Source organism: Mesorhizobium sp. P2_E10 (assembly GCF_056404235.1).
Map to the genome: position 1 here is coordinate 22,505 of NZ_JBFUEK010000018.1, position 14,051 is coordinate 36,555.

Consider the following 14,051-nt stretch of genomic DNA (forward strand, 5'->3'; position numbering starts at 1 on the left):
GTCGCATGCAGAACTCTCTTGAGGGGATCACTGTCGTAGCCGTGGAGCAGGCTGTGGCCGCGCCTTACGCATCGTCTCGTCTTGCTGACGCCGGCGCACGTGTTATCAAGGTCGAAAGGCCCGAAGGAGACTTTGCCCGCAACTACGACAAGTTGGTGCGGGGACAGAGCGCTTACTTCGTCTGGCTCAACCGGGGTAAGGAGTCGGTCTGTCTGGACCTGAGGTTGGAGGCGGATCGCGCCGTCCTGGACACGCTCATCGCCGGTGCTGACGTCTTCATCCAAAACCTAAAGCCGGGCAGTATAGAAAAACTGGGTTTCGGGTCTGCGGATCTCCGCCGACGTACTCCACGGCTGATCACCTGCGACATCTCTGGTTTCGGGGAGACAGGGCCGTATTCCCATTTGAAGGCTTATGATCTCATCGTGCAGGCGGAAACAGGTCTATGCGCGATCACCGGCAACCAACAAGGGCCCGCGCGTGTTGGGGTCTCGGTGTGCGATATCTCAGCGGGCATGACAGCGCATAGCGCCATTCTTCAGGCACTGTATCACCGCGAGGTCACCGGCGAAGGGACAGGCATTCAGGTATCACTATTCGATGCCGTCGCCGACTGGATGAATGTTCCGGTTCTACAACATGACTACAGCGGCTATCACACTGTACGCGCGGGCGTGAAACACCCGTCGCTGGCGCCGTATGGCGCCTATCGTTGTGCCGATGGCAAAGAGGTCATCTTTTCGGTTCAGAATGACCGCGAATGGGTAAACTTCTGCGGAAGTTTCTTGAAGCAGCCGGAGCTCACACGCGCACCTGGTTTTGCCGACAACATGGAGCGTCTAAGTCATCGCGCGCAACTCGATGAGATCGTTGAACGACGGTTTTCTGAACTCTCCTGCCATGAAGCAATGCACGAGCTCGAGGCGGCGGGCTTAGCATATGGGCGACTGAACGAGGTGGTGGATGTTTCAAGGCATCCACACGTTCGCAGGGTTGAGGTTGGCACACCTGAAGGAACGGTCGAGACGATAGCGCCGGCGGCAATTTTCAACTCGGAGCGCCCCTCGCTGCGCCCAGTGCCAGCTCTTGGCGCTCATACCGAGGCTATCCGCGATGAGGTTCGGGGACTTTTGCGTGAAAGAGCCGCGTCAGCGTGAGTGCGCGTCTCGGTAAGGTGAGTGCGCTTGCGATTTACACGGAGCCTTCGTCTTCGGCTCATCTAAGCGCACCGGCGGCCCAGCAAGCTCAGAGTAGGCTCGATGATCAAGGATAACGTTTCGAACGTTGAAAGCGCGATGTCTGTACCCCGCTGGAGATCCCTGCTCTTCGTTCCCGCTCACGTTCCGCGCTTTGTAGAGGCTGCCCACGAGCGCGGGGCAGATGGCATCATACTCGACCTCGAGGACTCCGTTCCCCAGGATCAGAAGGGCGAGGCACGCAAGCAGCTTCCTGAATGCGTGGCAAAGGTGGGTCGGAAAGGCGCATCTGTTTTGGTACGCGTAAATCGTGGTTTGCGCGCCCTGGCGGGCGATCTCGATGCAGCTGTGATGGCGGGTGTTGACGCACTGGTTCTTCCAAAGACGGATTCGGCAGAGTGGGTATTAGAGATCGCGAATACGGTTTCGGAACTTGAACGTGAAAGAAATCTTCCGCTGGGACGCATCCGGTTTCTTGCCCAGATCGAGACCCCGGGCGCCTTGCAAAGGCTTGCCGCCATTGCGTCGGCCCATCCCAGGATGATTGCAATGGCGCTTGGTCCTGAAGACTTCAGTGCCTCTGTTGGCGGCGCCCCGGAATTCGACCTTCTCTTGACGCCGAACCTTTCTGTGCTTTTTGCCGCCCGTGCGGCCGGGTTGATCCCGCTAGGCTTCATCGGAAGCATCGGCGAGTTCTCCGACAATCATAAACTTCGTGAAGCCGCGGTGCATGCCCGGCGGCTTGGCTTTGCCGGAGCATTGGCGATCCATCCGACACAGGTGGCCATATTCAACGAGGCTTTCTCGCCAAGCGCACAGGAACTCGACTGGGCCCGTTGTGTCGTCGCGGCGGAAAACGATGCCACCACGCGTGGACTGTCCGCATTCTCGTTGAATGGTAAGATGATTGATCCGCCAGTGGTGCGCCGCGCCCACGAGATCCTGGCTCTGGCTGGGAACTGACTCGTTGTAATAGGCGAAAAGGCGCCGGTTCGAGCCATTGTCCGGCGGTTTGTTACTTGCCTGCCATCTCGTTTCGAGATAGATATGAAAGCACTGGGGATCATGCCTCGGTTGGATTTGTTCATCGTGGACATCAGGCAGTTAAGATACTTCGTCGGCGTCGTCGAAGCCGGCAGCTTCACGAAGGCAGCAGCGACCCTCAACGTTGCTCAAAGCGCTCTAAGCCTGCATGTACGTCAGCTGGAGGAAGGATTCGGCACCCAACTGCTGGTTCGCGACAGGACCGGCGTCAGCCTCACGGCGTCGGGAGACAAGCTGCTTGAGCGAGCCCGGATCATCCTGAAGGAAATTCAGCTTACTGAGGCCGAACTGACCAACTCGGTGGCTGCTCCTTCCGGAGAGGTGACCATTGGCATTCCGTCCGGAGCTGCTCGCGTCCTTAGCGGTCCCCTGCTTGAAACGGTACGAAGCGAATTGCCGAGGATCTCACTTAAGATGATCGAGGGCATGACCGGACCGCTGGAGGAGTGGATGGCTGCTGGCCGTTTCAATCTGGCTGTCCTCTACCGCACGGCCGAGAGCGTTGGGCAAATGGCGGTGCTGGCCCGCGAAGAATTTTGCCTTGTGGTGCCGCCGGGTCAACCGCCCTTCGAAGATTCAATAGCGCTCGCCGACCTGCACGCATTTCCACTGGCGGTTCCCATGCGCAACAACAATGTCAGGCGTTCGGTGGCGGATGTCGTTGCCCAGCACGGTTGTGTTCTGGACGTCAGGTTCGAAGTCGACTCCCTTTCCACGATCATCAATATGGTCATGGAAGGAAAGGCGTATTCCATCCTTACCCCGTCGGCCATTCAAAAAGAGGCGTTTCAAGGCCTGGTCCGGACGGTCAAAATTATCGATCCGGTGATCACCCGTTCCGTTGTGCTTGCCGTGAACCCGAAAGATGAGCGCTCTCCAGCCGTATCCGCGGTCCGCAAGCTGATCCCCAAGGTCGTAAAGACTTTGATCGAGGGCAAGCACTGGTCAGCCACGGTTCCGGACCGGGTTTAGCAAGTCCTCAAGCGAGTTTTCTTCCAGTACTATCGCTCTTCGCGGCTGCGTCAGCGGTATCGATCTGGATTTGAGATGGTTTTGGGCGACATTCGATATTTGACCGCATGCAACTATCGCGGTGAAATCGCAGAGCAGCGAGACACGGTTCGGATGTCGGCCGTTCGCTTACCTGGCAAATTCACTAAAGCGGAGCATGCGATGTCCAACGCCACCACCTATCAGCTTTTCATAAACGGCACTTGGCGAGACGGTAGTGGAACCCTGACGGTGACCAACCCGGCGACAGGGACGGTATTTGGCTCGGTCGCCGCGGCGTCGGCTTCGGATCTGGACGAGGCCCTTGCTTGCGCAGAGGCAAGCCGCCGGGGCTGGTCCTCGCGACCGCCGAAGGATCGCGGCGACATCCTTGTTACAGCCGCCAGGATCCTGGCCACGAAGGTGGGAGATGCAGCGAAGGATTTGTCGAGGGAACAGGGCAAGACGATCGCCGAAGCAACGGGCGAATACGCGCGCGCCGTCGAAACGCTGGAGTGGTACGGCACACACGCCGAAGAATTGTCGGCCCCAATTCCACATGGCCCGAACCGCATGATCGTCCCCGAGCCGCTCGGTGTCGTCGCTGCCTTCACGCCGTGGAACTATCCTGCAGTGCTTATCGCCCGCAAGCTTGCCCCCGCGTTGGCGGCAGGCTGTCCGGTGATCCTCAAAGGGGCTGAAGAGACACCGAGTGCGGCCATCCACATGGTCGAAGCCCTGCGCCAGGCGGGTATCCCTGACGGCGTGGTCAATCTTGTCTTTGGCGTGCCGGCGCAAATTTCTGAGCACTTGCTCAATTCGCGGATCGTGAAAGTATTGACCTTTACGGGCTCCACCGCTGTTGGAAAACACCTGGCCAAGCTCGCCGCGAATAACTTACAACGGTGTGTCCTTGAACTCGGTGGACACTCCCCGGTCGTTGTCTGCGCGGATGCGGATCTTGCAACGGCCGTTCCGGCAATTTCAGAATACAAGTTCGAGTGCGCGGGCCAGAGTTGTAATGCGCCCAGCAGAATCCTCGTCGCGCGGCCACTCTATGAGGAGTTTCTATCGCGGATGACCGACGTCGCCCGCAAAATCAAGATCGGCCCGCCCGACGACCCTTCGACCGAGATGGGACCGATGGCAAACGCGCGGCGAATCGAGGCCATGCAGCTTCTGGTAAAGGACGCGGTCGATCGTGGCGCCCGCGTCGAGACCGGTGGCGCCCGCCTGGATCAGCCGGGCTTTTACTGGCCGCCAACCATCCTGACAGGGGTCCCCAAGGATGCGAAAGTGCTTCATGACGAGCCGTTCGGGCCGATCCTGACCGTGGCACCGTTCGACACGATCGAGGGGGCTATCGAAGACGCCAATGCCACCGAATATGGTCTGGCCGCCTATTTCTTCACTGGCGCCACCGATGCGAAACGGGCGCTGATTGGCGGTGTTTCGGCAGGCGCTGTCAGCGTAAACTATCTGAAAGGGGTGTCCGCGGATGCACCCTATGGAGGCGTCAAACAGAGCGGCTATGGGTATGAAGGTGGCGAGCAGGGCCTGCGGAGCTTTCAAAGCCTGAAACTGGTCAACGGCCTCGGGTCATTCGGATAAGAGCTGGTGAGTAAAAGGACACGCATCATTGCCGGTGAAGACATCGCGACGAGCGTCGCGGATGCGCTTCAGTACATCTCGTATTACCATCCTCCAGACTATATCCAGTACCTCTCGCAGGCATACGAGCGCGAGCAGAGCCCGTCGGCAAAAAACGCCATAGGGCAGATCCTGCTGAATTCGCGCATGGCCGCCTTTGGGCGTCGACCGATCTGCCAGGACACCGGTCTCGTGGTGGTTTTCGCCAAGGTCGGGATGGGCGTTCGTATCAAGTCCGCGGCCAGTTTCGCAGACCTCGTGAATGAAGGCGTCCGTCGGGCATACCTCGACTCCGACAATCCTCTTCGGCCATCGATCGTCTCGGATCCGCTTGGCCGACGATTGAACACCCGCGACAACACACCGGCAGTCGTCCACGTCGACCTTGTGCAAGGCAACCAGATTGAGATCACCATCGCCGCAAAGGGCGGCGGGTCGGAAAACAAGGCCCGTTTCACCACTCTTAACCCCAGCACGTCTGTTGCCGACTGGGTGGTCGACACCGTTTCGACCCTTGGCAGTGGGTGGTGCCCGCCCGGACTGATCTCGGTCGGCATCGGTGGGAGTGCCGAAAAGGCGATGCTGCTCGCCAAGGAGGCCATGAACGAGCCTATCGACATGACCGATCTCATCGCCAAGGGGCCATCAAACGTTGAGGAGGCGCTCCGCATCGAGCTTTATGAACGCATTAACGCTCTCGGGATCGGAGCCCAAGGCCTCGGGGGCCTGACGACTGTCGTTGATGTCAAGGTCGCGACCTATCCGACCCATGCTGCGTCCAAGCCCGTGGCACTGATCCCCCAATGCGCCGCCAACCGCCACCTGACGTTCACATTGGACGGCAAAGGACCAGCGCAACTCCAACCGCCCGACCTTTCCCAATGGCCCCAGATCGGTCCCGAGGACTTGCAGACCACCGGGATCCGCCGGGTCAACTTGGATCTGCTGACGAGGGAAGAAACAGCGTCGTGGCGCTGCGGGGAAACTCTACTCCTATCCGGAAAGATGCTCACGGGTCGTGACGCCGCCCACAAGAGAATGGTCGACCTGATCGATGCCGGTGAGCCGCTCCCGGTCGATCTCCGGGGACGTGTGATCTACTATGTCGGTCCTGTCCGCGCGGTAAGGAATGAAGTCGTGGGGCCGGCTGGCCCAACAACCTCCAACCGCATGGACGATTTTACGGAAAAATTGCTCGCGCAGACCGGGCTTTTTGCGATGGTCGGCAAGGCGGAGAGGGGGCCCACGGCTATTGCATCGATTGCCAGACACAAGACGCCCTATCTGGTCGCAGTGGGTGGCGCTGCCTACCTGATATCAAAATCGATCAAGGCGGCACGGCTCATTGCCTTTGAAGACCTGGGAATGGAAGCGATGTATGAATTCGAGGTCCAAGACATGCCGGTGATCATGGCTGTCGATGTCGAGGGAAACTCGATTCATAATTCCGGGCCGATTGAATGGCGCAAGCGCATGGCTGCCGACAGCATCGCGCGCAATATCGGCGTTTGATGTTCCCGTCAAACAATTACCCTGCCTCGCCTGTCATAGGTTCCAGCAACGGGAAGCCAGGCGCTTGGTTTGGGCAAGCTGCGAATGAGCCCACGCCCCCAGCCACCGGCAACGAACGCAACGTTTAGTTGGCGCTCGGCACCGTAGATGCAATTGGCGCGGACCCAAAAGCGGCCTAAACGTAAGGCCGTGATTCAGCTCCGGCAGGCCATGAAGTCGAAACTCAACACCGTACGCCTGGACGCTTGGGACCTTCGGATTCTGTCCGAGCTGCAAGCAGACGGTCGGATATCGAAAAGCGAGCTTGCCAAGCGCGTTCATCTCTCGGCGTCTGCTTGCTCGGAGCGGCTTCGTATACTCGAAGCAGCAGGAGCTATTGAAGGCTATTACGCGCGGCTCAGTCCGTCCCTGACTGGGGGCGTGATTTTCGTGATGGTGGAGGTGGTGCTCGATCGGCACCGCCTCGAAGATCAACGACACTTTGAGACCGCGATTCAGGGCATCCCCGAAATTATGGACTGCTGGGCTATCGGGGGCCGCGTCGATTACCTGATGCGCATTGCAGTTCCCTCTATGGCTGCCTATCAGGAATTCATGGAGGGGTTGCTGCAGCTGGGTCTCGGGATCGACCAATATTATAGCCTGGTCGTGACGAAATCCGTCAAATCCAATTCGCCGATACCGTTATCTGCACTAAGAGAGCGGTGAGTTTCCGCAGCCCGTGCTTTCCACGGAGATTGGCGCAAGTTCCGTGGATTCGTCGGTCGCGGCCGCGCATTGCCGTGGAACGCGAGGCGCGTCCGGCGGTATGATCACTCCTTGACGAGCGGCTGACTAAGTGTTCTCCGCCGGGCGATCAAAGGGAGAGCGGCAATGAGCCTGACCAATCTGGGAACCAAGCAAATTCAGGAAAAGGATCGGAGCTTCGTCTTTCATCCGTCCACGCACTTGGCAAAACACAGCCGCGGCGAGACGCCAAACCGGATTATGGCCGGCGCTGAAGGCGTCTACATCTGGGATACTGAAGGCCGAAAGAGCCTCGACGGTTTCGGCGGGCTCTACTGCGTCAATATGGGATATGGCTGCACGGAGATCGCCGACGCCATTGCCAAGCAAGCGCACGATCTGCCGTTCGCGCATGTCTATGCCAGCCAGGGCACGGAACCCGTCGCCCGTTTGGCGGAGGAAATCGTGGAATATTTCGGACAGAACATGCGAAGGGTCTATTTTGGCCTGTCCGGTTCGGATGCCAACGAAACCAACATCAAGCTCGTCTGGTACTACAACAACATCCTTGGGCGTCCTGAAAAGAAGAAGATCATCTCGCGACAGCGCGGTTATCACGGTTCCGGGCTGGTCACTGGTAGCCTGACTGGCCTTCCTTTCTTCCACAAGTTTTTCGACCTGCCTTTGAACCTGGTGCGCCATACAACGACGCCACATTACTATCGCCAGGCGCTTGAGGGCGAAACCGAGGAAGCCTTCTCCAAACGCTGCGCCGACGATCTTGAAGCCCTTATTCTTGCCGAAGGCCCAGATACGGTTGCAGCCTTTATCGGAGAACCGGCACTTGGGACCGGCGGCATCGTTCCGCCCCCAAAAGGATACTGGACGGCCATTCAAGAGGTGCTGGACAAGTACGATATTTTGCTGATCGCCGATGAAGTGGTTTGCGGCTTCGCGCGAACCGGTGAGAAATTCGGTTCTCACCTTTATGGCATGCGCCCGGATTTCGTCACCATCGCCAAGGGCGTCAGTTCCGCTTACCTCCCCATCTCCGGGTCGATTATCGGCGACCGCGTCTGGAAAGTCCTGGAAGAAGGAACGGAGAAGCACGGAGCTCTGGGCCATGGCTGGACATATTCCGGTCATACGCTTTGCGCGGCGGCCGCACTCGCCAACATCAAAGTCCTTAAAGAAAGAAACATCCTGGAACATGTCCAGGATGTCGGGCCCTATTGGTTGTCGCGCATGAAAGCCGAACTGGAGGGACATCCCATTGTCGGCGAAGTTCGCGGCGTTGGAATCCTGTCTGGCGTAGAGATGATGCGGGACCCCAAAGCGCGCGTACCTTTTGAGCCCGAGCTGCAGGTTGGCGCGCGTGCCGCGGCTGCCTTGCTGGAGAACGGGGTCATTGGCCGGGCCATGCCGCACAGCGATACGCTCGGCTTTGCCCCGCCACTGATCATCACTCGGGACGAAATTGACATCATCGTTGACGCGACCGCGAAATCGGTCGACACGACTTACCGTGCGCTGAAGGCCGAGGGAGCGATATGATCCTGGCCGCGCATTGATGAAGAGGGATAGGAGGCAACTCAAGTGGTTGGCGATGAACCCTTGACTGCCTTGCTCTACCGTTTTTGCCGCTGCGTCCGGTCCTCCCATAGACCAAGCTCCGCGCGGCGCGCCCTGCCGGTTTACTCCCGATCGGCAGGGCATCCTTTTTTGGGATGCTGGACGTGTCACCCCATTTTGCAGGTGCTACGAAAGCATCATGAATTCCCGCTTAGTGCCGCCATTGTTAGAGGTCCGACTGGGTTCGGCGGCGCAACATTATGCTCGGGCTGGGCATTGAGTGGATGACCCCGGATCGCTATCTCGGCATCCATCGTCACGGATCATGCGGCTGGGCACGGGCAGGCTTTCCAGCCACCGAAAGCCCACTTGCGATGAGCTCGCCCGGCACCGTCGCTTCGAAGGCGGCGAACGGGTGCTCCAAGGGTTACAGGTAGCCGGGGCAGGGAAGGGGTCCGATTTCGCCATGAGGAGATCACTCCGCCAGAAGGACAATATGCCCGGCAATTCAGGAAAGTGACGTAAATGACGTACTACGTACTCACCGTTTCATGCAAATCGACTCGCGGTATCGTCGCTGCGATTGCGACTCTCCTGGCCGGCCAGGGCTGCAACATCGTCGATAGTTCGCAGCTCGACGATCTCGACACGGGCAGCTTTTTCATGCGTGTCTCCTTCATCTCCGAGGAAGGTGTCGGCCAGGCCGACTTGGTGGAAGGCCTAAAGCCGATCGCCGAGAAGTTTGCGATGGATGCTGAGATCCACGATGCCACCAAGCGCATGAAGGTGCTGCTGATGGTGTCGCGATTCGGCCATTGTCTGAACGACCTGCTCTACCGCTGGAAGATCGGCGCCCTGCCGATCGACATCGTTGGCGTCATTTCCAACCACTTCGAATACCAGAAGGTTGTGGTCAATCACGACATTCCCTTCCACCACATCAAGGTGACAAAGGAGAACAAGCCGCAGGCCGAAGCCCAGATCCTCGACATCGTCGAGCAGACCGGCAGCGAACTGATCGTGCTTGCCCGGTACATGCAGGTTCTTTCCGATGCCATGTGCAAGAATATGTCGGGCCGCATCATCAACATCCACCACTCGTTCCTGCCCTCGTTCAAGGGCGCCAACCCGTACAAGCAGGCCTACGGGCGAGGCGTCAAGCTGATCGGCGCAACCGCGCAATATGTCACAACCGATTTAGACGAAGGTCCGATTATTGAGCAGGATACCGCTCGCATCACCCATGCACAGTCCGTGGAGGACTACGTCTCGATCGGCCGTGACGTCGAAAGCCAGGTTCTGGCACGCGCCATCCACGCCCATATCCACCACCGCGTCTTCCTGAACGGCCACCGAACTGTGGTCTTCCCGGCAAGCCCGGGAAGCTACGCTTCTGAGCGCATGGGCTGACCGATGGCGCACATCATCGACGGCAAACAGGTGGCAGCAGCCGTTATTGAAGCGGTGAAGCAAGCGGCTTCTGATCCTCGAGCGAACAAACGGTGTGAGAGCTGGGCTTGCGGTGGTGATTGTCGATGACGATCCGGCTAGCCCCAGATTTGTCGGCGCCAAGGGGCGCGTGGCGAAGGGATACGGCAACTCCATTCAGCGCACGTTGCCGACGCCGACCACGCCGGCGAGCGCGGGCGGCAGAGATGGAGAAGCAAGGTTGACAGGCATCTTGTCCGGCTTTTGATAACCGAAGGAAGACTTCCATCTTCCACCCAACAAGCAGCGCGCGCAAAACCGCTTCTTATCGAGGAACTCCACAATTACATGAACGGCGGTTTGAGCAGAAAGAAGCAACAGCTACGAAACCGCTCTGCCACGTCGACGAAGCAGTCTTCCTCCGGAAGAAAGGAAACCGATGCGCAGATACGCTCGCGGGCCTGGGATTGCACTGAAACTGCCGGCAAGTTCCATAAGATAGATTACGCGACTTTCATAAGTAAATGGAAATATTCCTTGTTATTTCGAAGTAGTCATCCCGTTTGCAACAAATCTTAACGACACGATCGAGAGACAACAGCTTAACCGAGATCAGCGTGACCGCATCTGGAACTTCGCGTTTACGCAAGTTATGGCCCACCGACGCGTGCAAGGTAGGATCATTGCAAGCGGCGCCCGCTCCGGTCAAAGAGCTCAAGGCAAAGAACCATCCATGGATTGTGAACCCCCAGCGCCGCAAGAATAGTCAGCATCGCCGAGGACAACGCGATCGTGCAGCGTCCGAGCCAACGCCCGTCTAACAGACGCGAAACTGACCCTGCCGACGCCAGCCAAAGGCGCATCGAATATGACGTAAAGGACAATATGTCATATACGCCGGCGTTCTACACTTCCCGGGTCTGGACCGCAGTCTTTTGTTCGGATCCCACTTTAATTGAGATTGAGCATCCGTGGAGGGACCTAAGTCGAAGGCGCTTTTCGCGCAAGCGTCGGAAATCTCGAATTGGGATGAAGCCGGCCAGCGGTTCGTCCACATAGAAGATGGCCGGCGGTCGCGACGCCTTATCGTCTTGCTGGCAAGGCTCAACGATTTTCTCACCCGATTCCAGTGCGGTTTCGAAAAGTGTCAAGTCCACTACGCGAAATCACATTGCATATGGAATGATGTTCCGTTAAGGATTGCATCTGGGAAAACCTTAGATTCTAGAGCCAATAAACATGCCGAAGCTAACATATCCAAAATACTCGAATCGCAGCGGCTGGAATGCAATGCTGCCGGGTCGCATCCCACGTCCTTCAGTCAATTCGGACCAGCAGGTCGACTATGCGATAGTAGGTGCAGGTTACACCGGTCTCGCAGTCGCCAGACGTTTGCACGAACTCGATCCGCAGGCTCGCATCACAGTGATCGAGGCGACTACGATCGGTGAAGGTTCGTCCGGCCGCAATTCCGGCTTCTTTAGCACTGACGTGCTGACGCGGTACGGCGCCGCTCAGAGCGCCTCGATGGCTGCGGAGACATCCCTCGCCCAGACTAAGTTGATGAAAGAAGCTTTCTCTTGGTTAAGAGCGACAGTTGTGGACAATTCCATAGAATGCGGAATGCAACAGACCGGTGCGATCCGATCCGCCGCGAGTGACGCGGGAGAGGCGTACGTACGGAGAGTAAAGGAAGTCGTGGAGGCCAGGAACTTGCCGCACACTGTCTTGGGGCGGGAGGCTATTCGCGACGGAACCGGTGCCGACTACTACCAATATGGTCTCTTGCTGCATAACGATTGGGTAGTTCAGCCAGCGATGTTAATTCGTGGGCTTGCCGATGCCCTCCCGGATTCAATCGCACTTTATGAGAATACCCCCGTCCGAAAGATTCATCGCGATAGAACCGGTTGGAGTCTCCTCGCTGACGGGGGTTTAGTACGCGCCCGGACCGTCGTCTTGGCCAATAACGGATACAAGCTGGGTTATCTCAAGTCTCGAATGACAACCATCTTTACATATGCAGCTATCACTGAGGCAGTCAGGGACGATGACATTGGATTTCTAGGCCAGTGGCCGACTTGGGGCATGGTGCCTGCGCATCGCGCCGGTACTACTACGCGCCGCATCGCGCGGGACCGACTCATGGTTCGTTCGCTGCACTCGCTCGCAGAGATTCCAAATGCAACGGTCGAGCGTGAGTTGCGCGAGCGCTTCGTGCGGCGGTGGCCCGGCTTGCGACATGTCAGCTTTGAACACGTTTGGGGCGGCGCTATTTCGTTTACAAACAATGCAGCTCCATGGTGGGGCCAAATCGAAGACGGTCTCTATGCCTCGACCGGGTGCAACGGCAGCGGCATCATCAAATGCACAATGCTCGGTCGCCGCTTAGGTGAAATGATCCGCGGCATCGGACATCCAGATGAAGTCACCTCGGCCATGGGCGTTGCCAATTGGGTGGCACCTGATCCATTTCGCACCATCGGTTTTCATATCATTTCGGCGATGGAAAGTCGGAAAGCCGGCCTCGAATCCTAAACCAATCTTCCGGTTCGCTGTCGCGAGCGGCAGGGACCTGCTGCCGGATTAACCGTGGCTTCCTGGCGGATTATGTACCTTCATTCGGTATAAGGTCATCCAGACGAGACGCGGCTGGAACCACCGTGATCACCGCTCTACTCCGTCGCAGCGTCGCAGGAAATGATCGCCTCCTGTTCGGCTTTGCCGATCCGGCTTGCCGCGGCGCTCCGGCCTTCCAGATGAAGCGCTTGGGCCGCGTACCTTATGTAAGTCTCTTCAATGTGCCGCTTGCCGGTGACGGCGCGCTTGCGCCGTTGAGGCGCTCTAAAGCTGAGCGAGAAGTGAACCACCCAGCGTGCGCAGCGGAATTAAGATCGAAAGGCCGAGATTGCAGGCCACGTCCGAAGGTGCAGATTTAATCACCTTCGCGAAAGCAATCGACGGATTTGTCCCACTTACGAATCATGATTGACCACAACGCCAGCATGTGATTAATGGAATGATGTTCTATCTGAGTTAGTGTTCCAGACAGAAGTGAGGCCTCGCATGGACGGATCAGGAAGTGTGAGCGCTACGCATGTCCATGCATTCCAGGTGAGATCGGTGACAGGATGACGAGGCTTTTTCGATTGACCGGCGCGCTGCCAGATTGGGTTGTCACCTTGTTTTGGCTTCTTGTCCTTGCTGTGGCTTGGTCGGTCTCAGTGAGATTGCTTCACGTTCCGGATTACATTCTCCCAAGTCCAGAGCAGGTGCTCGGTCTCGTCGGCTCCAAGTTCGGCTATTTTTTAGCTCAAGCAGCATCAACCTTGACGGTAATAGCCATAGGCTTTGGGTGCGGCGTTGGAGCGGCCGTTCCCACTGGACTGGCGCTAGCAAAAGTTCGCTTGCTGGAAAAAGCGCTATACCCCTTCGTCGTTTTTCTGCAGGCCATGCCGCTGATAACGTTGGTGCCAATTCTGATCATCTGGTTTGGATATGGGGTGGTCGCTCCTTCGATCCTCGTGGGGTTCAGCGTTTTTTTCCCCGTCTTAGTAAATGCTGTGGCAGGCATAAGAAGCACCCCGGATCGTCTGTATTTTGTTACGCGAACGATGGGCGCAAGTACGCTACAGACGTTTCGGTACATCGACTGGCCGGCGATGCTCCCGTATCTCATGAGCGCCTTCCGCATCGCCCTCGCGGTAGCCACCACCACCGCGGTAGTCAGTGAGTTCCTCGCATCAAACAACGGGCTTGGGTTCGCGGCGCTGATCGGCGCTCGAAACAGAGATACTCAACAAATCATCGCGGTCGTGCTCATTACCGCACTCATCGGCGTCGTGCTTAATTCGCTAAGCTTGCTTCTAGAAACAAAGTTTATGCGTAAATACAGAGGCTAGGAGAAACATCTTAGGCTGTATACTATCAAAA

The 14,051-nt window shown here is 57.7% G+C and carries 10 protein-coding genes; all 10 read left to right on the plus strand.

Features of this window, described 5'->3' with window-relative positions; all coding sequences use genetic code 11:
* The first annotated feature begins 5 nt into the window (after positions 1-5).
* Entirely contained in the window at positions 6-1,157 is a 1,152-nt protein-coding gene (locus tag AC1D0N_RS27970) for a CaiB/BaiF CoA transferase family protein (RefSeq protein WP_477249401.1), read from the plus strand.
* A 102-nt stretch (positions 1,158-1,259) separates the two neighbouring features.
* Entirely contained in the window at positions 1,260-2,159 is a 900-nt protein-coding gene (locus AC1D0N_RS27975; RefSeq protein WP_477249403.1) for an HpcH/HpaI aldolase/citrate lyase family protein, read from the plus strand.
* A 126-nt stretch (positions 2,160-2,285) separates the two neighbouring features.
* Positions 2,286-3,212: a LysR family transcriptional regulator gene (locus AC1D0N_RS27980; protein ID WP_477249463.1), complete on the plus strand. Its 927-nt coding sequence runs from the start codon at positions 2,286-2,288 to the stop codon at positions 3,210-3,212.
* Positions 3,213-3,413: 201 nt separating this feature from the next.
* Positions 3,414-4,841 (plus strand): NAD-dependent succinate-semialdehyde dehydrogenase, encoded by a 1,428-nt coding sequence (locus AC1D0N_RS27985; protein ID WP_477249405.1) that lies wholly within the window; start codon positions 3,414-3,416, stop codon positions 4,839-4,841.
* A 6-nt stretch (positions 4,842-4,847) separates the two neighbouring features.
* Positions 4,848-6,392 carry a fumarate hydratase gene (locus tag AC1D0N_RS27990; RefSeq protein ID WP_477249407.1) on the plus strand — a complete coding sequence of 515 codons (1,545 nt, stop codon included), beginning with the start codon at positions 4,848-4,850 and terminating at the stop codon, positions 6,390-6,392.
* Between the two features lie 210 nt (positions 6,393-6,602).
* Positions 6,603-7,100, plus strand: coding sequence for an Lrp/AsnC family transcriptional regulator (locus AC1D0N_RS27995; RefSeq protein WP_477249408.1), 498 nt, complete (start codon positions 6,603-6,605; stop codon positions 7,098-7,100).
* Positions 7,101-7,265: 165 nt separating this feature from the next.
* Positions 7,266-8,672, plus strand: coding sequence for an aminotransferase (locus AC1D0N_RS28000; RefSeq protein WP_477249410.1), 1,407 nt, complete (start codon positions 7,266-7,268; stop codon positions 8,670-8,672).
* A gap of 543 nt (positions 8,673-9,215) precedes the next feature.
* Positions 9,216-10,100 (plus strand): formyltetrahydrofolate deformylase, encoded by an 885-nt coding sequence (gene purU / locus AC1D0N_RS28005; protein WP_477249412.1) that lies wholly within the window; start codon positions 9,216-9,218, stop codon positions 10,098-10,100.
* Between the two features lie 1,257 nt (positions 10,101-11,357).
* Positions 11,358-12,656 (plus strand): NAD(P)/FAD-dependent oxidoreductase, encoded by a 1,299-nt coding sequence (locus tag AC1D0N_RS28010; protein ID WP_477249414.1) that lies wholly within the window; start codon positions 11,358-11,360, stop codon positions 12,654-12,656.
* Between the two features lie 611 nt (positions 12,657-13,267).
* Positions 13,268-14,020, plus strand: a complete 753-nt coding sequence (locus tag AC1D0N_RS28015; RefSeq protein ID WP_477249416.1) for an ABC transporter permease — start codon at positions 13,268-13,270, stop codon at positions 14,018-14,020.
* Positions 14,021-14,051: the final 31 nt, after the last annotated feature.